We start from the raw sequence: 17,770 nt of genomic DNA, 5'->3' as shown, positions 1-17,770 counted from the left end.
CAAGATGACCATTGTCCGCCCGCGTTCCGCAGACCCGGGCGAACTCCGCGAACAAGACAATGGGACGGCCGCTATTGCGTACGATATGAGGCTCTTTGCCCGTTAGCGCATCGCCGGTGGCCGGTCGGCACGGCGTGCCGGATGCGGGGTGAGGGCTTAGGCTCCTGCGGTGCGTTGGCGTTCCTGTGTTGCGGTTGTTGCCGGTGCGTTGATCGCGCTGCTGCCGGCGGGTTGCGGTTCGGAGGCTGCTCCGCAGCAGCCGCAGGGCGAGTGGGTGGCGGCCGGGGCCAGTGCCGCGCCGTCGTCGGCGGCTCCGAGCGCCGCGCCCTCGTCGCCCGCGCCCGCCACGGTGGTGGTGGGCAATCCCAAGGGCCGGGCTTCCGTGCCGGCCGAGGCGAAGGCCGTGGACACCTCGCGGCCGACCCGGGTGATCGGTGACGGCACCCCGGCGAGCTGCACCTCGAAGGCGGTCGTCGCGGCGGTCGCGGCGGGCGGCGTCATCACCTTCGACTGCGGGCCGGACCCGCTGACCATCACCATGGCCGCCACCGCCAAGGTCAAGAACGCGAACGGCCCGAAGATCGTGCTCGACGGAGGCGGGAAGATCACCCTCAGCGGCGGCGGCAAGCGGCGCATCCTCTACATGAACACCTGCGACAAGGCCCAGGGCTGGACCACCTCGCACTGCCAGGACCAGGACCACCCCCAGCTCACGGTGCAGAACCTGACCTTCGCCGACGGCAACTCGACCGGCGAGACGACGGAGGGCGGGGGCGGCGGCGCGATCTTCGTCCGCGGCGGACGGCTCAAGGTGGTCAACTCGCGCTTCATCCGCAACCGCTGCGACAGCACCGGGCCGGACCTCGGCGGGGCGGCGATCCGGGTGCTGAGCCAGTCCAAGGGCCTGCCGGTGTACATCGTCAACAGCACCTTCGGCGGCGGCAAGGGCCTGGGCGGCCGCTGCTCCAACGGCGGCGCGCTGAGCAGCATCGGCGTCTCCTGGGTGGTGCTCAACAGCGTGCTCACCCACAACAGCGCGATCGGCAGCGGCGCGAACCCGGCCCGCGCGGGCAAACCCGGCGGCGGCAGCGGCGGGGCGATCTACACCGACGGCAACCTGTTCACGGTCCGCATCGCCGGCTCGATCGTCACCGACAACCACGCCGAGGAGGGCGGCGGCGCGGTCTTCTTCGTCAGCAACGACCGCACCGGCACCATGACCATCGAGTCGTCCACCCTCCAGCGCAACCCCAGCGACGGCTTCGAGACCCAGGGCTTGCCCGGCATCTTCTTCCTCGGCGCCCGCAACCCCACCGTCAAGTCCTCCACCCTCCGCCGATAAGGAAGGGCACCTTCCCATCGGCCTGCGTAGTGGAAGGGCACCTTGTTAACGGTCCGGTGCCGCGAGCTGCGGGGAGCGGCGCGGGGGAGTGAGCGGCGAGTGCGGACGACTGGCGCCGGGGCTTGCGAAAGCGGGTCAGGTGGTCGCGGACCGGGGTGCGATCGGGGCCGCCGCGCCGGGACGTAGCGCCGTGGCCGCCGCCGCGACGAACAGCGCCAGCACGGCCGGCACGGCCAGCGCCGAAGGCAGCCCCACCAGCTCTGCCAGCGCGCCGATCACCAGGGGGCCGACGACGAAGCCGAGGAAGCCGAGGCTCGCGACGCGGGCGATGGCCTGGCCGGCGCGGGCCGGGTCCTGGGTGCCGGCGGCGGAGAAGACCTGCGGGGCGATGCAGGCCAGGCCCGCGCCGAGCAGGCCGAAACCGGCGACCCCGGCGAGCGGGTGGCCGATCAGCAGGGCGGTGCCGAGACCCGTGGCGGCGAGCAGGCCGCTGTAGCGGACCAGGCGCACCGCGCCGAGCCGGGCGGTGAGGCGGTCGCCGACGAGGCGGCCGGCCATCATCATGATCGAGAAAGCGGCGTACGCGGCCGCGGCGAAGCCCGCCGTGCTGCCGAGGCTGTCGCGCAGGTAGACGCTGCTCCAGTCGGCCGCCGCGCCCTCGCCGACCAGGCAGCAGAACACCAGCACCCCGAGGAACGTCACGCCCGGCAGCCCGCCCCCGCCCGGCCCGGTCTCCGCCGCCGGGACGGCCTGCGGGGCGAGCCGCCAGCGGGCGGCCACCAGGCCGGTGCCCGCGACCACGGCGGCGACGAGCAGGAACGTGGTCGACGCGCCGAGCCCCGCGTACGCGCACAGCCCGCCCACCGCCGCCCCGAGGAAGCCGCCGACGCTGTACACGGCGTGGAACGAGGACATGATCGGGGCCTGCCAGGCCCGCTGCACCTCGACGGCGGCCGTGTTCATGGTGATGTTGAGCAGCCCGTGCGCGGTGCCGAAGGCCAGCAGGCAGCCGGCCAGGACCGCCAGGTTCGGCGCGAACGCGGGGGAGACCAGCAGCACGCCATCGGCGAGCACGACGGGCAGCAGCAGCCGGCCGGTGCCGTACCGGTCGACCAGCCGGCCCGCCGCCTGCATGCCGATGATCGCGCCCGCCGCGAAGGCCAGCAGGCCCAGGCTGAGCGCGCCGTCGGTCAGCCGCAGGCCCTGCTTGATCGCCGGGATGCGGGCGGTCCAGGTGCCGAGGATCACGCCGTAGAGTCCGAAGAGCAGGCAGACGGCGACCCGGGCCCGGCGCAGCGGGACACGGTCGAGCGGTGACGAGGTCATGGGGTCCGTCTCCGAGGGGGCGGGTGCGAACATCATGAATGTATGCCGCCCGCAGCCCGGTCGTGCCCGCGCCCGAGCCTGTATGCTGCGCAGTGCCCTGGCCAGGCCCTGGGTTCGAGCGGCGGGCACGCTCGTGGCCGGCCGGGAGCTGACTAGTGCCGGTCGAGAACTGCGGGAGCCGAGAATCATGTCGAACGAGACGCTGCTGGTCACCGGTGGTGCCGGCTTCGTGGGAACACACCTCATCCGGGCGCTGCTGGACACCCGTCCGACCGCGCGGATCGTGTCCGTCGACAACTACTTCACCGGCCGCCACGACAACGAGATCGTCGACGAGCGGGTGACGTACCTCGACGGCTCGACGGTGGACATCTTCAAGATCTGGGCCGAGCACGGCTACGAGTCCCCGAAGATGGTGTTCCACCTGGGGGAGTACGCCCGGATCGTGCAGTCGTTCGACGAGTTCGACCGCACCTGGGAGTACAACACCCACGGCACCAAGGAGGTCATCCGCTTCGCCGCCCAGCACGGCGCGCGCCTGGTCTACTCGGCGTCCAGCTCGAAGTTCGGCAACGAGGGCAAGGACGAGCACCTCAACCCGTACGCCTGGACCAAGGCCAAGAACGTCGAGCTGATCAAGAACTACGGCGAGTGGTACGGCCTCGACTACGTGATCACGTACTTCTACAACGCCTACGGGCCGGGCCAGATCAGCGCGGGCACCTACGCGACCGTGCTCGGCATCTTCGAGCGGCAGTACCTGGCCGGCGAGCCGCTGACCGTGGTGTCCCCGGGCACCCAGACCCGTGACTTCACCCACATCTCGGACATCATCTCCGGCATCCTGGTCTCGGCCGAGGGCGGCAAGGGCGACGGCTACCTGCTCGGCAACGGCCGGGAGTGGGAGCTGGTCGAGGTCGCGAAGATGTTCGGCACCGAGCACGTGATGATCCCGGCCAAGCGCGGCGAGCGCACCCACGGCCGCGCCGACAATACGAAGGTCCGCGATCTGGGCTGGGAGCCGAAGGTGGCGCTGGACGCGTACATCGCCGAGTTCGTGCGGAACAACCCGCGCCCGTGACCTGACTGCGGTTTCGGGGAAACTGCAGTTCCGGCCCCCGGCAGGGCCAGTTTCCCCGAAACCGCACGGAGCCTTTGCCGAAACGGCGAGGCGGGTCAGATCCAGCCGCGGCGGGCGGCGATCGCGCCGGCCTGGAAGCGGTTCGCCGCGCCGAGCAGCTCGTAGAGGCGGCTCATACGGCGGCGCATGGTGCGCACCGACCAGTCCAGCTGGCGGGCGACCGCCTCGTCCTTCAAGCCGCTGACCAGCAGGTTCAGGAGTGCCCGGTCCTCCTCGGACACCGGGTCCTCGACCGGGGCGAGCAGCGGCACGGCCGCGCGCCAGCACAGCTCCCAGTAGTCGATCAGACCGTCGAGCAGCGTCGACGGCCGGATCACGGCGGCCCGCACGTCGGACAGGTCCAGCGACAGCGGCATCAGCGCGATGCGCCGGTCCGCGATGGCCAGCTTGATGCGCAGTCCGGGCAGCACCCGCGCCTGCTCGCCGTGGCTGATCAGCTCGCGGATGTCGTCGAAGACACCGGGCCACTCCAATGCTTCGGGCGCGTAGACGGCCCGGTACGTCACGCCCCGTGCGATGCCGGTCTGCTCGATCGGGTTCGACGTGGTCAGCGCGTACGGCGGCCGGTCCAGGGTGATGACCTCCTCGCGGGCCTCCTGCTGGATCTGCACGAACCACCGGCCCAGCGCCTCGCTGCCGGTCACGATCTCGATCTCCTCGCCGGTGCCCGAGTGCGCCGCGGCGAACAGCAACGACAGCTGCGCGGCGGCGGCCTGCACCTGGTCCAGTTCCGCGGAGCGGGCCCGAACCAGCGCGGACACCCCGGCCTGCGGCTCGATCGCGGCATACCGGCGGCGGGCACCGGCCAGCCGCCCGACGAGCCCGTGCTCGCGCAGCCGGTCCAGGGCGCGGGCCGCCCGGTCGACGGAGCAGCCGAGTTCCTCGGCGAGTTCGGCCGGGGCGGCGGTTCTGCGGACGAGGATGGCGCGGTAGACGGCCTCGTCGAAGGGGTCGACACCGGCGGGGGTGAGGTCGGAGGGCATGGCCCAGATCTTGGCCCAAACGTGCCACCGGCAGCAACGGGCCAGCGGAGATCATTGCGCCGGTCGGCCGAGGGCCAGTAGACCGCTTAGCTATGAAACTCCCCCCTCACTCACTGGCGAGCAGGTTGGCGGCCGGGCTCTCAGCCGTGGTCGTAGCCGGGACGCTCTCGGCATGGTCCCCGGCCGACGCGGCCACCCCAGCGCCCCAGCGGCGCGTCATCGTGCTGCTGGCCGGGGACGCGGCGGTGGCGTCCGCCCCGGCCGGCGCGCTGCGTGACGCCGCGGGCGCCGCCCAGGTCACCGGCGCGCGCAAGGCGGTGCAGGACCGCCAGCGCGCCTTCCTCGACGGAGCACGCGGCAAGGGCCTGCGGCTGACCCGCGAGCGCCCGCTGGGCCTGCTGGTCAACGCGGTCGCCGCCACCGTCCCGGCGGACGAGGTGGCGCGGCTGTCCGCGCTGCCCGGCGTGCTCGCGGTCGTGCCGGACCAGCCGGTGCGCGCGTACACCGACGTGAGCGTGCCGCTGATCGGCGCGACCGCGGTCTGGCAGCGCCAGGACGCCACCGGCACGCAGGTCAAGGGCCGCGGGGTGACCGTCGCCGTCATCGACAGCGGCGTCGACTACAGCCACCCCGACCTCGGTGGCGGGCTCGGCGAAGGCTTCAAGGTCGTCGGCGGGTACGACTTCGTGAACGGCGACGCCGATCCGATGGACGACAACGGCCACGGCACCCATGTCGCGGGCATCATCGCGGGCAAGGCGGCCACGCCGGGCGGCATCACCGGTGTCGCGCCGGAGGCGAACCTGCTGGCGTACAAGGCGATGAACGAGTGGGGCGAGGGTTACACCTCCGACATCGTCGCGAGCATCGAGGCGGCCGCCGACCCGGCGAACCCGCACCGCGCCGACGTCATCAACATGAGCCTCGGCGGTTACGGCGACGGCCTCGACCCGCTGGGGCTGGCCGCGACCGCGGCGACCCGGGCCGGTGTCGTGGTGGTGGCCGCGGCGGGCAACAGCGGGCCGGGCCGCGACACGGTCGGCACCCCGGCCGTCGCCGACGGCGTCATCGCCGTGGGCGCGTCCACCAGCAACATGGTGCTGCCCACCGCGTACGTCGGCGGGGCGCGACTGCAGACGTACCGCGGGGTCCTGTCGGCGAACCCGGCCGCCAAGCCGGTCACCGGCCGGCTGGTCGACGCGGGCTACGGCAGCCCGGAGGAGCTGGCCGCGGTCGGCGACCTGCGCGGCAAGGTCGTGCGGATCACCGGGTTCGCCGCGCCCGTGCTCGACTACCTGACCCAGTGGGAGCTCGACCTGGCCAAGGAGCTGGAGCGCCGCGGGGCGCTCGCGGTGATCTCGGGCCAGGACGACTCCGGTCCCGTGGTGGCCGCCGCCGACGGCTCCGTGCCGGTCGCGCCGTCCACCTCGGTCAAGGGCCTGCCCAAGAACCTGCCGGGTATCCAGGCCTCCGGCGACCTGTACCGGATGGACCGCCTCGTCGTGCTCGGCATGGACGGCACCCAGCACGCGGAGCTGACCGCGCGGCTGGCCGCCGGGCCGGTCGACGTGACGCTGAAGGGCGAGGACGTCACCGACCGGATCGCCGCGTTCTCCTCGCGCGGCCCGTCGCTGCGCTTCGGCCTCAAGCCCGACCTGGTCGCGCCGGGTGTCGGCATCCGCTCGACGGTGCCGACCGCGCTGTTCGGGCCGGGGCAGTACCTGATGTCCGGCACCTCGATGGCCGCCCCGCACGTCGCGGGCGCGGCGGCACTGCTGCGCCAGCTGCACCCGGACCAGGAGCCCGCGCAGGTGCTGGCCGCGCTGACGGGCACGGCCAAGCCGGTGAGCGGCCCGCCGACCGCGTACGGCGCGGGCCGGCTCGACGTGGCCGCGGCCGCGCGCGCCGTGCTCACCGCCGACCCGGCGTCCATCTCGTTCGGACTCGCCGACCTGGGCGGCTCGACCGTGGGCGGCAGCAGGACCGTCACCCTGCGCAACTCCGGCAGCCGCGCGATGACCGTGCGCCTGCGCGCCGACAGCAAGGCGGTCACCGTCAAGCCGGACCGGGTGACCGTCCCGGCCGGACGAACCGCGAAGGTCACCGTCACGCTGCGCGCCAAGCGGCCCACCGGGGACACCGAGCTGTCCGGCGTGATCACCGCCGACGGCGGTGCGGGCCGCGTCGCCCGGGTGCCGTACCTGCTGGTGGTGCGGCCGCTGATCGTGGCTGCGACGCCCGACCCCAGCGACGGCCACAGCACCGTGTGGATCGGCGCGCCGGCCGGGCTGGCCGCCGCGCCCGTCGTCACCGTCGACCGGCCGCGCGGCGGGTCGTTCACCGTGACCGCCACGCACCGGTACGACAACGTCTACACCGCCGACCTCACCGGTGAGCAGGCGGGCGCGTACCGGGTGAGCGTGCGGGCCACCGCCGCCTCCGGGCAGCGCCTGGTCGGGTCGAGCGGCTTCGAGGTGCTGCCCGAGGACGTGCGGCGCAACAGGTGGCAGCCGGTCGGGCCGTACGGCACCGGCGGGCAGCTCGCCCTCACCCCGGCCGACGGCTCGGTCGGCGTCATGAGCACCGACTACAAGGCGGGCCCCTGGCTCACCACCGACCACGGCGCGAGCTGGAGCCAGCTCAACCGGCTCCCGGTCGCCGGTAACGCGGGCGTCGGCACGGCCGTGCTCGACGCGAAGAACGCCGCGCGCTGGTGGTACGCGGTCAACGACCCGCAGACCGGCGGGAAGATCCTGCGCACCACCGACAAGGGCCGCACCTGGCAGACGCTGCCCACCCCGGCGGGCTGGGTCGACGAGCTGGTCGCTGACGCGCAGACCCGCGTACTCGCGGCGGTCATCTCCGGCGCGCTGTGGACCAGCGTGGACGGCGGCGACACCTGGACGGCGCAGCAGTCCGGGCTGCCCGGCGAGATCCAGCACGCGGCGATCGGCGGCGACGACCTCTACCTCGCCGACTTCGACGGCGTGTGGAAGCTGTCCGGCGTCGTCTCCGGCACGCCCGCCGCGGCCGTGCGGGTGTACGACAGCGCCTCGAAGTTCGTCGCCTCGCTGACCGCCGACGACGGCGTGGTCGCCGCGGTGGTGTGGAGCGAGGGCGTGGTCGGCTCGCACGACGGCGGCAAGAACTGGTCCACGCTGTTGCGCCGCGAGTTCGGGCTGCACACGATGCGCGCCTCGGGCGGCGACCTGTACGTCGCCACCCTGTCCGGCGAGGGCCTGGTCGGCCGCGACCACGGCCGCACCTGGGACACGGTCGCGCTGCCGGCGCACGACGCACTCGTCACCGACTACGACCGATGGGCCGACGGCACGGCCACCACGGCCACCTCGGCCGGCCTCTACGCGACCGGACCGGACGGCTACCGCCGGCTCGGCGTGCAGGGCACCACCGTGTACGACCTCGCGGTGGTCGGCGGCGACCTGCTCGCCGGCACCGAGAACGGCCTCTACCGCACGGCGTCGCCCGCGGCGGGCCCGGACTGGGGCGTTGCCGAGGGCGAAGGCTGGATCGGCGCGGGCGCGGAGTTCGTCGCCGTGTCCCCGGCCGACGCGAACACGGTCTGGAAGATCCGCCGGGCCGCCTGGGGCGACCAGTTCATGTTCGGCCGCAGCGACGACGGCGGCCGCACCTGGTCCGAGGTGCACACCGGCACCGAGAAGCCGACCTCGCTGCTGATCCACCCCGCCGACCCGAACCGGGTGTACGCCGGTTTCGAGCGGCTGTCCGGCCAGGGCCTCACCGTCACCCTCGACGGCGGCCGCACCTGGAAGAACCTGTACCTGGACGAGCGGGTCAACGCGCTGGCCGGTGACCCGGCGAACGCGAAGCGGCTGTGGCTGGGCATGAACAGCGGCCTCTACCGCTCCGACGACGGCGGCACCACCCTGACCAAGGTCGCCGACGGCCAGGTCACGGCGCTGCGGGTGGACGGCAAGCGGCTCGTCGTCGGCGGCCCGGCCATCCGGACCAGCACCGACGGCGGCCGAACCTTCCGCACCGCCGACACCGGTTCACTGGACCTGATGGTGTCCGACTTCGCCGCCAAGGGCGACACCCTCTACGCGGCCACCACCACGTGGTCCGCGTACGGCCTGGCCAAGGGCGGCCGGGGTGTGCTCCGCAGCGTCGACGGCGGCCGCACCTGGCACAACATCTCGTCCGGCCTGCAGAACCTGGATGTCACCACCCTCGCGGTGAGCCCGGACGGTCACTGGCTGTTCGCCGGCACCCTCCGCGGCGGCATCCACCGCCTCCCCCTCTAGGAGAAAGGAAGGGCACCTTCACATCGCTCCGCGATGTAGAAGGTGCCCTTCTTAACATCCACGTCGTGTCGGGGCAGGTGGGAGCGTTGCTTCCGGGTCTCGGGCCGGGCTCAGCGGCTGTCGCGGCGCCGGGCGGCGTACCGGCTGAGCACGGCGGCCAGGGCCAGCACTCCCGCGACGGCCGCCATCGGCAGCGGCCACAGCGTGCTCTCGTCGGTCGCGTAGCCGTCGGCCGTGGCCAGCCGGACCGGGTCGGCCGGATCGCGGAACACGGTGATCCGCGTGCCGGCCTCCAGCGTGCCGTGCCAGGTGCCGTACAGCCTGGCGCGGTGGGTCGCGCCGTTCAGGCGATAGGCGACGTCCGACGAGTCGGCCCAGCGGCTGTCGTGTGTGGCGACCACCGTCGCGGACACCGACTGCCCCTGCTCGACGATCCGCCCACGCTCCTGCGCGCCGAGCCAGTACACGGCGAACGCCGAGAGCCCCAGCAGCGCCGCGGCGCCGAGAACCTCCATCATGCGGCGGAAAGTCCAGGTCACGAGCGTCTCCAGGGGCGGGAAACGATCATTCTAAGCACCTGTCGTCAACTCTTGCCGACTCGCGGCCTCACGACAGTTCTGAGGCCGCGAGTCCGTAAGAGCTGCGCGTACGGACCGCGGTCGGACCCCGGCGGGCGTCGGACTGCGGGCTGGGCGTCAGTGGGAGTCGCGGGGGACCTCGGAGCCGCGGCAACCGGTGAGGAAGTCGAAGTCGGCGCCCAGGTCGGCCTGCTGCACGTGCGCGCGGTAGAGCCAGCGGTAACCCGAGCGGTCCGCGGCGGCGGTGTGCTCGGTCCAGTTCGCGGCCCGCTCCGCCAGTTCCTCGTCCGTGACCAGCAGGTCGAGGGTGCGCGCGGGCACGTCGAGGCGGATCCGGTCGCCGCTGCGGACCAGGGCGAGCGGGCCGCCGACGGCCGCCTCCGGGGACACGTGCAGGACCACGGTGCCGAAGCCGGTGCCGCTCATCCGGCCGTCGCTGATCCGTACCATGTCGGTCACGCCCTGGCGCAGCAGCCGGGTCGGGATCGGCACGTTGGCCACCTCGGGCATGCCCGGGTATCCCTTCGGCCCCGCGCCCCGGACCACGATCACGTCGTCGGCCGCCACGTCGAAGTCCTCGTCGTCGCAGACGGCGTGGTAGTCCTCGGGGGAGTCGAAGACCACGGCCCGGCCCTCGTGCGCCAGCAGGTGCGGCGAGGCCGCCGACTGCTTCAGCACCGCGCCGCGCGGGCACAGGTTGCCGGTCAGCACAGCGGTGCCGCTGCCCGCGGCCTGCAACGGCTTGTCCCAGGGACGGATCACCTCGTCGTTCCAGCAGCTCGCGTCGGCTACCTCCGCGCCGATCCCGCGGCCGGTGACGGTGACCGCGTCGCCGTGCAGCAGCCCGGCCTCGGCCAACCGCCGCAGCACCACCGGCAGCCCGCCCGCGTAGCAGAAGTCCTCCATCAGGAAGCGCCCCGACGGCATCAGGTCGACCAGGGTCGGCACCTGCCGGATCAGCCGGTCGAAGTCGTCGAGGCCCAGCTCGACCCCGACCCGCCCGGCGAGCGCGAGCAGGTGCAGCACCGCGTTGGTGGAGCCGCCGATCGCCGCGTTGGCCCGGATCGCGTTCTCGAAGGCGGCCCGGGTCAGCACGGCGCTGGGCCGCAGGTCCTCCGCCACCATCGCGACGATGCGCCGCCCGGCGGCCTGGGCCGTCTCGTACCGGCGGGAGTCGACCGCGGGCCAGCTCGCCGAGCCGGGCAGCTGCATGCCCAGGGCCTCGGCCAGGCAGGCCATGGTCGAGGCGGTGCCCATCGTCATGCAGTGGCCGTTGGAGCGGGCCATGCATCCCTCGGCGACGTGGCACTCGTCGACCGTCATCCGGCCCGCCTTGACCTCGGCCTCGAACTTCCAGACGTGCGTGCCCGACCCGACGTCGCCGCCCTGGTACTTGCCGTTCAGCATCGGGCCGCCGGTGACCATGACGGCCGGCAGGTCCACGCTGGCCGCGGCCATCAGCAGGCCCGGGGTGGTCTTGTCGCAGCCGGACAGCAGCACCACCCCGTCGAGCGGGTTGGCCCGGATCAGCTCCTCGCCGACCATCGCGACCAGGTTGCGGTACAGCATCGCGGTGGGGCGCATCAGCGTCTCGCCGGTCGCCATCACCGGGAAGACCAGCGGGAAGCCACCGGCCTGCCAGACGCCGCGCTTGACCGACTCGGCCACCCGGTCCAGGTGGGCGTTGCACGGCGCCAGCTCCGACCAGGTGGAGGCGATGCCGATCACGGGCCGGCCGTCGAAGACCTCGGGTCCGTGGCCCTGGTTGCGCATCCACGACCGGTAGACCATGCCGGACCGCCCCTCGGCCCCGAACCAGTGCCGGCTGCGCCGCGTCGGCGGGTCCTGCGCGTCCATGTCCACCTCCGGCACGTGCGCGGACGCGCGGCGATCGGCCGGACCGGTGCCGCGGCGGCCGCGCTGGGATTCCGTCTACCGGCACACTAGGGTCTGCTGGCATGTCGGCACCACACCCCGCGGCGCACATCGTCAGATACCAGGCGGCCGGTGCGCCGGAGGTCCGCGTCGGGCTGCACACCGACGGCGAGGTCACCGAGCTGCCCGGCGTCGCCTCGCTGGCACAGTTGTGGCGGCTGCCGCTGGCCGAACTGCGCGACCTGCTGACCCGGCCCGCGACCGGCCCAGCGCTGCCGCTGGCGCAGGTGCGCCTGCTCGCGCCCGTCGACGGCACCACGGAGGTATGGGCCAGCGGCGTCACCTACCGCGTGTCCCGCGAGGCCCGGATCGAGGAGAGCGAGCGAGCCGCCGACGTCTACCAGCTCGTCTACGATGCGGCCCGCCCCGAGCTGTTCTTCAAGTCGGCGGCGTGGCGGGTGCGCGGCCCCGGTGAAGCCATCGGGGTCCGCACCGACTCCGAAGTGGATGTGCCCGAGCCCGAGCTGGCCTTGGTGGTCAACCGGTTCGGCGAGATCGTCGGTTACACGGTCTGCAACGACGTGTCCTCGCGCACCATCGAGGGCGAGAACCCGCTCTACCTGCCCCAGGCGAAGATCTACTTCGGAGCGTGCGCGCTCGGGCCGTGGATCACGCCGGTCTGGGCCGTGGCCGACCCGTACGACCTGGACATCGGACTGGAGATCACGCGCGGCGGCGGCACCGCCTGGCGGGGCACGGCCGGCACCTCGCAGCTGCACCGGCGGCTCGACGACCTGGTCGGCTACCTGATGCGCGGCGACGTGCACCCGGACGGCGTGGTCCTGTCGACCGGCACCTGCCTGGTGCCGCCCGCGCCGTTCAGCCTGCGCGACGGCGACACCGTGCACATCACCGTCGGCGCGATCGGCACACTGGCCAACCCGGTCCGGCGCGGACTGCCCGCGACGGACGAGACGGTACAGGCCTGACGTGACCGAGCCGAGCCCGCAGGCCGATCAGGACACGCTGCACGACGGGATCCGCCGGCTGATGGCCGCCGCGCCGATGCCCGCGGTGGCGGTCAGCGTCTTCGACCGCGCCGAGACCTGCTTCAGCGCGGTGACGGGCACGGCCGACCTCACCACGGGCAGGCCGGTCGGCCCGCACGACTGGTGGGACCTCGCCAGCGTGACCAAGACGCTGGTGACGCTGCCGGAAGTGCTGGCGCACCTGGACCTCGACAGCCCGCTCGCCGACGTGTGGCCGCCCGCGCGCCCGTTTCCGGTCGGCCGGGCGACAGTCGGCCAACTGCTCTCGCACCAGGCGGGCCTGCCCGCCGTCCGGCAGTTCTTCCGTACGGCGGCCACCCGGGACGAGATCGTCGCGCAGGCCGTGGCGACCCCGCTCGTGCGGGAACCCGGCAGCGGGGCGGAGTACAGCGATCTCGGGTTCCTCCTGCTCGGCGAGGCGGTGCAGGACCACACCGGGCTGAGCCTGGCCGAACTCGCGCAGCAGCGCAGCGGCCTGCGGTTCGGGCCGGTGCCCGGGCCGGCGGTCGCCACCGAACGGTGCGGCTGGCGCGCCAGGGTCGTCGTCGGCGAGGTGCACGACGAGAACGCGTACGCCATGGGCGGAATCGCCGGCCAGGCCGGCGCTTTCGGCACCCTCGCCCTGGTCACCGCCGCGGCGCGGGCCTGGCTGGCCGGGACGGTGCTGCCCGCGCACCTGCACCGCGCCGCGACCCGCTGCCGGGCGCGCAACGCCGCGGACGAGCGGTTCGGCCTCGGCTGGTGGCTGCCACCGACCCGGGGGATCGGCGGACCCGCCCCGGGCGAGGGCTCCTTCGGCTGCTCAGGCTTCGTCGGCAACCGGATCTGGCTGGAGCCCGCGCGCGGCTACGGAGTCGTGGTCCTCAGCAACCGAGTCCATCCCTCACGCGACAATCCGGAGCCGTTCCGGCAATGGTGCGCCGACCTGCTCGAAACCGTCGCCACCGAAAGGAAGGGCACCTTGCACAACGCATAGCGATGTGAAGGTGCCCTTCCTTCGAGCCGGGCTCAGAAGGAGCAGTTGACCAGGTGGCATTCGGGGGTCAGGGCGACGTCGAACATGGCCTCCACGCCGTCGCGGATGTGCGCGGCGAACTTCAGCACGTCAGCCGTGGTCGCGCCGCCTCGGTTGGTCAGCGCGAGGGTGTGCCGGGTCGACAGCGAGACGGTGCCGTTGCCCCACTCGGTTCCGTAGCCCTGGCCGAATCCGGCGTGCTGGATGAGCCACGCGGCGTGCAGCTTGGTGCCCATGGCGTCCGGCTGGCTGGGGCATTCGCGAGCCCGGTCGGGCACCTCGGCGAGCACCGGGTTGAGGAAGAAGGACCCGACACTCCAGGTGTCGTGGTCGGCGGCGTCCAGGACCATCTTGCGCTGGCGGCGCTGAGCCAGGACGGCTTCGCGTACGTCGGCCGGGTCGGCGGTGCCACCGACCTGCACGCCCAGCCGCTCGGCGACCGCCGGGAACGTGATCGGCGCGGACTGCCCGCGGCGCAGCCGGAACGTCACGTCCAGCACGATCCAGCGGTCGCTGTGCTTGAACACCGACTGCCGGTGGCTGCCGAAACCGCACCGTTCCGGCGTCCAGACCTCGACATCGCCCGTCGTACGGTCGTACACAGTGACCGACTCCAGCACGTCCGAGGTCAGCGTGCCGTACGCGCCGACGTTCTGCACGGGCGTGCCGCCGACCGAGCCGGGGATGCCGGACAGCGCCTCGACCCCGGCCAGCCCTTCGGCCAGCACGGTGCGGACGAGGTAGTCCCACTCGACCCCGGCGGCGGCGGTGACCAGCTCGCCGTCGATGTCGAACTCGGCCGACTCCATCTTGAGGACCATGCCGTCCCAACCGACGTCGCCGACGACCAGGTTCGAGCCGCCGCCCATCACGAGCAGTGGCTCGTCGGTCCCGTCCGTGTCGCGGAGCAGTTCGATCGCGTGCGGCGTGCTGCGGGCGACTTCCAGCCGCGCTACCGGGCCACCGACCCGCATCGTGGTCAGGTCAGCAAACGTGATGGTCACGGGCAGGAGCCTACCGATCGAGCGGCGTACGCCCTCCGGCCGGTCACCGGACGGGCCACCGCAACCTTGACGTGGGTGACATCATCTGGAGTCCATGACCCCACTTCACCCGACGCAGACCGGGCGCCTCACCGTCCTCGCGCTGATCGCGCTGCTCACGGGCATTCTCGGCCTTGTCATCCTGGGCAACCTCGACCGGGACGGCGCGTACCTGGCGCCCGCGCTGAACTGGCTCGTCATCATCTCGTTCGCGCTGTTCGTGGTGATGTGCGCGGCCGGGGCCTTCGGGTGGATCCTCCGGGAGCACGAGGTGTGGCGGCACGCGGGCGGCCCGGCCGAGGGCGCTGCCAGGGCACGTGAGCGGGCCGAAGCCGATGGCGCGTCCCAGGTCAGGCCGCAGTACCGGGACGACGCCGCCGGGAACGCCGCCGCGGACGACAAACGGCAGGACTGACGCCGCGCCGTCAGGCCCGGGGTGTTCTGGGCTGGTTCAACCGGATCATGTTGCCGGCCGGGTCGCGGAACGCGCAGTCGCGTACGCCGTACGCCTGGTCGGCGGGCTCCTGGAGCACCTCGGCGCCCGAGGCGCGGATGTGCTCGAAGGCGGCGTCGACGTCGTCGGTGGTCAGGATGAGCCCGCGCAGCAGACCCTTGGCGAGCAGGTCGTACTGATTCTGTTTGTCCTCGGCGGAGGCACCCGGATGGGACTCGGGGGTCTCGATGGTGATCTCAAGATCGGGCTGGCTCGGCGGCACCACGCTCACCCAGCGCATGCCTTCGTAGCTGACATCGGTGCGCACCTCGAACCCGAGCACGTCACGGTAGAAGCCGAGGGCTTTGTCGTGGTCGTCGACGATGAGGAAGCAGTGGGAGACCTTGATGTCCATGCAGCTCACGTTACCGACGACGGTCGGGTCCGGGATGTGCCGTTCTGAGTAGCCGTACAGACGGCTGAAGCCGCCGATCTGCTTTCGCAGGTCTGCGGCTTCTTTGTGCTGCTGCCCCCGGCCGGATACATCCCAAAACTGCTCCCATTGGGTCGGCTGGCTACAGCGGCTGACCTGCCGATTGGATAACAAAAGAGTCATCGGGCGCTACGCAGGGTCTTGACTGCATGGCCCATGCCGTATCGGGCGACAAGTTGGTCCATGATCTGGTCCGGCGCCAGGCGCACTATCGCGGAGGCTCAGGGGCGACCCTGGAACGTTGTGTCATCGACCGCTGTCTCCACCGCCGGCCCAGCTTCACAACGAGCGCCGCGCTGGTCAGTACGATGAGCCCCAGCACGACGTAGGCCCAGTTCTGCGCTTGCCATGGCGACGGCGTCAGCTGTGGGCCATCGAGGGTCCACTGCTCCAGTGCATTGCGGGGGTAGCTCGGGCACCCGTACCCAGCCGCCCGCAGTGGCAGAGTCTCGGGGCTCTGGTCGGCCGGGACACGCACGATGGCGCATGAGTTGTCCGCGTCGTTGGTAACCGACAGGACCGGAGCGCCTTGCCGCCACGCGATGAGGTTCGGTCGATCTTGCCGGCCACGGACCGCCTCGTCCGTGACCGTTCCGGTGTCGACATCGAGATGTTGCAGGTGGAACCGCTGCCGGGCCGGCCGGTCAGGGGTTGGCCCGTCGCAGGACGGCGACGTAAGGCATTCCTCGATGAATGTGAGGATCAGTTGGTTGCCATCCGGCGACCAGGCGGCGCTGCCCGCGATCTGCTGCCGCTCGCCGAGCGGCACCGCACGTTGCACGGCGCCAGTCGCAACGTCCAGGATGAGCAACTCCTTACTTTGCGCGTCGCGGCCGACGGTGATGGCCACCCGGGTGCCGTCAGGCGAGAACGCCGCCCGGAAGACGTCTGCCTCAGCCACGTGGACGACCCGTAGACTGCCGTCCGGCACGCTGACGATGACGATGTTGTCCAAGCGCGTCGAATCGTTGATCCGCTCACCGTTCGGGCCGGTGGTTGGCACTACGTCGTCCTGCCCGATAACGGCGACGGCGCTTTGGCTGTCGGGCGACCACACGGCTGGCCAATGTGACGAGACGGCAGGACTGAGCTTGCGGGACTGCCCGGTGACCAGGTCGACAAGGTTGTCGCCCAGGAGGTAGCGGCCGTCTGGCGACAAACTGCCCATCAACTCGCCGGGGTCGAGGTAGACCAGCCGGAAGGAGTCGTCCCGGCCCACGACCACCAGCGACGAATCCAGATCGAGACTGTGCCCTGTCTCGAACACAAGCTTCGCCGGCCCGTTCGGATCCTCGCTGAACGTCTGCTGCCACAGGTAGGGCTGGGCGGCCCAGGCCGGCAGCGTACGGTCGTCAGTACCTGCGAACTGCGACCCGGTCGCATTCGGCGACGGCAGCCACATCGCGGTCATACTCACCAGCAGGCAGGCAAGAATCCCTGCGGCCCGGCGCCGCCAGCGGAGGCGACGTCCGCGCCGCCACAGGTCCTCCGGCATGCGCACGCTGGGCGCCTCGCCGGCGAGATCAACCAGAACTCGATGCAGCGTTGTAGTCATTTCGACACCTCCTGCAGGTCAGCCAGTTCGGGGGCGACGGCACGTAGACGGGCCAGCGCATCACGAGCCTGGCTCTTCACGGTGCCCGTCGACACACCCAGGACCTGTGCCGTCTGCGCTTCGGTCAAGTCCTCGAAGTAGCGCAGCACCAGCACGGCCCGCTGTTTGGGGGCCAGCTTGGCCAGCGCCTGGCGAACGGCGATCGCCGTCGTCGTCGGCCCGTGGGGGTCCGCCCCGGCGACCTCCGGCACGGCGGCGACCGGCAGCGGCTCCCGTCGCCACCTTCTCCACCAGGAGACATGCTGGTGGTACAGGACGCGCCGCACGTAGGCGTCCGGGTTCCCGTCCGCGACGATCTGTTCCCAGCGGGAGGCAACCTTGGCCAGCGTCTGCTGAACCAGGTCCTCCGCCAGATACGAGTCGCCGGTCAGCAGGAACGCCGCACGCACAAGCGTCCCCAGGCGCGCGTGCACGTATTCCCGGAACGAATCCGCAGGACCGGCTGTCATCACTGGCACATCAACATCACTGGCACATCTCATACACGCGCAGAAGGCGACCGTTGGAGGGGCGGCTCGGGTGCTTGTTGAAAAGCCGGTCAGCCAAGGCCGCCGGAAGTGCTTGGACGGGGGAGAGGACGTGATGAGGCAA

14 protein-coding genes are annotated in these 17,770 nt (G+C 72.1%); 6 read left to right on the top strand and 8 right to left on the bottom strand.

The annotated features are described in order from the left end of the window. The first annotated feature begins 211 nt into the window (after positions 1–211). A complete protein-coding gene (locus tag AB0B66_RS01355) occupies positions 212–1,342 on the top strand; it encodes a hypothetical protein (RefSeq protein ID WP_360521732.1) in 1,131 nt (376 codons plus the stop codon). Between the two features lie 135 nt (positions 1,343–1,477). On the opposite strand, the gene AB0B66_RS01350 is transcribed toward AB0B66_RS01355, so the two are convergent. After that, positions 1,478–2,668, bottom strand: a complete 1,191-nt coding sequence (locus tag AB0B66_RS01350; RefSeq protein WP_360521036.1) for an MFS transporter — start codon at positions 2,666–2,668, stop codon at positions 1,478–1,480. 187 nt (positions 2,669–2,855) lie between these two features. Between AB0B66_RS01350 and AB0B66_RS01345 the strand changes: the two genes are divergently transcribed. Further along, the gene (locus AB0B66_RS01345; RefSeq protein WP_360521033.1) at positions 2,856–3,749 is read left to right on the top strand and encodes an NAD-dependent epimerase/dehydratase family protein; all 894 of its coding nucleotides are present in this window, start codon (positions 2,856–2,858) and stop codon (positions 3,747–3,749) included. 95 nt (positions 3,750–3,844) lie between these two features. Here AB0B66_RS01345 and AB0B66_RS01340 read toward each other — a convergent pair whose 3' ends face one another. Beyond that, entirely contained in the window at positions 3,845–4,792 is a 948-nt protein-coding gene (locus AB0B66_RS01340) for a helix-turn-helix domain-containing protein (RefSeq protein WP_360521030.1), read from the bottom strand. A gap of 92 nt (positions 4,793–4,884) precedes the next feature. Here AB0B66_RS01340 and AB0B66_RS01335 point away from each other — a divergent pair, with 92 nt between their 5' ends. After that, on the top strand, positions 4,885–9,078 hold the full coding sequence (locus AB0B66_RS01335) for a S8 family serine peptidase (protein WP_360521027.1): 4,194 nt from the start codon (positions 4,885–4,887) through the stop codon (positions 9,076–9,078). Positions 9,079–9,188: 110 nt separating this feature from the next. Here the strand turns inward: AB0B66_RS01335 and AB0B66_RS01330 are convergent, their stop codons facing one another. Both AB0B66_RS01330 and AB0B66_RS01325 read right to left on the bottom strand, forming a co-directional pair. Then, the gene (locus tag AB0B66_RS01330; RefSeq protein ID WP_360521024.1) at positions 9,189–9,617 is read right to left on the bottom strand and encodes a DUF3592 domain-containing protein; all 429 of its coding nucleotides are present in this window, start codon (positions 9,615–9,617) and stop codon (positions 9,189–9,191) included. Between the two features lie 156 nt (positions 9,618–9,773). After that, positions 9,774–11,513, bottom strand: a complete 1,740-nt coding sequence (locus tag AB0B66_RS01325) for an IlvD/Edd family dehydratase (protein WP_360521021.1) — start codon at positions 11,511–11,513, stop codon at positions 9,774–9,776. Positions 11,514–11,614: 101 nt separating this feature from the next. Here AB0B66_RS01325 and AB0B66_RS01320 point away from each other — a divergent pair, with 101 nt between their 5' ends. Together AB0B66_RS01320 and AB0B66_RS01315 are read left to right on the top strand one after the other, a co-directional pair. Then, positions 11,615–12,520: a fumarylacetoacetate hydrolase family protein gene (locus AB0B66_RS01320; protein WP_360521018.1), complete on the top strand. Its 906-nt coding sequence runs from the start codon at positions 11,615–11,617 to the stop codon at positions 12,518–12,520. Between the two features lies 1 nt (position 12,521). Continuing rightward, complete coding sequence (locus AB0B66_RS01315) at positions 12,522–13,556, top strand: serine hydrolase domain-containing protein (RefSeq protein ID WP_360521015.1); 1,035 nt, start codon at positions 12,522–12,524, stop codon at positions 13,554–13,556. Positions 13,557–13,588: 32 nt separating this feature from the next. Here AB0B66_RS01315 and AB0B66_RS01310 read toward each other — a convergent pair whose 3' ends face one another. Further along, positions 13,589–14,599: a UDP-N-acetylmuramate dehydrogenase gene (locus AB0B66_RS01310; RefSeq protein WP_360521012.1), complete on the bottom strand. Its 1,011-nt coding sequence runs from the start codon at positions 14,597–14,599 to the stop codon at positions 13,589–13,591. A 94-nt stretch (positions 14,600–14,693) separates the two neighbouring features. Between AB0B66_RS01310 and AB0B66_RS01305 the strand changes: the two genes are divergently transcribed. After that, entirely contained in the window at positions 14,694–15,053 is a 360-nt protein-coding gene (locus tag AB0B66_RS01305) for a hypothetical protein (RefSeq protein WP_360521009.1), read from the top strand. Between the two features lie 10 nt (positions 15,054–15,063). Here the strand turns inward: AB0B66_RS01305 and AB0B66_RS01300 are convergent, their stop codons facing one another. The 3 genes from AB0B66_RS01300 to AB0B66_RS01290 form a co-directional block, all read right to left on the bottom strand. Beyond that, a complete protein-coding gene (locus tag AB0B66_RS01300; RefSeq protein WP_360521006.1) occupies positions 15,064–15,486 on the bottom strand; it encodes a VOC family protein in 423 nt (140 codons plus the stop codon). Positions 15,487–15,772: 286 nt separating this feature from the next. Next, complete coding sequence (locus AB0B66_RS01295; protein ID WP_360521003.1) at positions 15,773–17,119, bottom strand: hypothetical protein; 1,347 nt, start codon at positions 17,117–17,119, stop codon at positions 15,773–15,775. Further along, positions 17,116–17,628, bottom strand: a complete 513-nt coding sequence (locus AB0B66_RS01290) for a SigE family RNA polymerase sigma factor (RefSeq protein WP_360521000.1) — start codon at positions 17,626–17,628, stop codon at positions 17,116–17,118. Before AB0B66_RS01290 ends, AB0B66_RS01295 begins: the two co-directional genes overlap by 4 nt. Between the last annotated feature and the right edge of the window lie 142 nt (positions 17,629–17,770).

The organism is Catellatospora sp. NPDC049111 (assembly GCF_040648615.1).
Taxonomy (GTDB): domain Bacteria; phylum Actinomycetota; class Actinomycetes; order Mycobacteriales; family Micromonosporaceae; genus Catellatospora; species Catellatospora aurea.
Note: the sequence above shows the minus strand (reverse complement) of the source record. Positions and strands in the feature narration are given on the sequence as shown.

What these genes read in the sequence shown, in the direction of transcription:
- AB0B66_RS01325 (WP_360521021.1), bottom strand. Translation starts at nt 11,513, where the DNA reads ATGGACGCGCAGGACCCGCCGACGCGGCGCAGCCGGCACTGGTTCGGG.
- AB0B66_RS01350 (WP_360521036.1), bottom strand. Translation starts at nt 2,668, where the DNA reads ATGACCTCGTCACCGCTCGACCGTGTCCCGCTGCGCCGGGCCCGGGTC.
- AB0B66_RS01305 (WP_360521009.1), top strand. Translation starts at nt 14,694, where the DNA reads ATGACCCCACTTCACCCGACGCAGACCGGGCGCCTCACCGTCCTCGCG.
- AB0B66_RS01290 (WP_360521000.1), bottom strand. Translation starts at nt 17,628, where the DNA reads ATGACAGCCGGTCCTGCGGATTCGTTCCGGGAATACGTGCACGCGCGC.
- AB0B66_RS01340 (WP_360521030.1), bottom strand. Translation starts at nt 4,792, where the DNA reads ATGCCCTCCGACCTCACCCCCGCCGGTGTCGACCCCTTCGACGAGGCC.
- AB0B66_RS01335 (WP_360521027.1), top strand. Translation starts at nt 4,885, where the DNA reads ATGAAACTCCCCCCTCACTCACTGGCGAGCAGGTTGGCGGCCGGGCTC.
- AB0B66_RS01320 (WP_360521018.1), top strand. Translation starts at nt 11,615, where the DNA reads ATGTCGGCACCACACCCCGCGGCGCACATCGTCAGATACCAGGCGGCC.
- AB0B66_RS01300 (WP_360521006.1), bottom strand. Translation starts at nt 15,486, where the DNA reads ATGGACATCAAGGTCTCCCACTGCTTCCTCATCGTCGACGACCACGAC.
- AB0B66_RS01345 (WP_360521033.1), top strand. Translation starts at nt 2,856, where the DNA reads ATGTCGAACGAGACGCTGCTGGTCACCGGTGGTGCCGGCTTCGTGGGA.
- AB0B66_RS01295 (WP_360521003.1), bottom strand. Translation starts at nt 17,119, where the DNA reads ATGACTACAACGCTGCATCGAGTTCTGGTTGATCTCGCCGGCGAGGCG.